The 351-nt window shown below is 44.4% G+C and carries 1 protein-coding gene; it reads left to right on the forward strand.

Annotation, left to right across the window (positions count from 1 at the left end):
- Positions 1-351 (forward strand): hypothetical protein (locus ACODSI_RS15090; protein ID WP_488917677.1); only part of this gene is annotated, 351 nt, incomplete at both ends.

Consider the following 351-nt stretch of genomic DNA (forward strand, 5'->3'; position numbering starts at 1 on the left):
CTCCAGCCTACCAATGGAAAGTGAATGGTGCTAACGTTGGAACCAATAGTGCTACGTATACTTCGACTACTTTAGCCAATGGTGATTTAGTTACTGCGGTTTTAACTTCAAATGCTACTCCTTGTTTGACTGGTTCGCCAGCCACATCGAATACGGTAACCATGACGGTGAATCCGATTTTACCAGCAAGTGTAAGTATTTCGGCTACCGCCACTACCATCTGTTCAGGAACTAGTGTAACGTTTACCGCTACACCAACCAATGGAGGAACAACTCCGGCTTATCAATGGAAAGTGAATGGTGCTAACGTTGGAACCAATAGTGCCACGTATACTTCGACTACTTTAGCTA

The sequence above is a fragment of the Flavobacterium sp. FG139 genome (genome assembly GCF_057809695.1).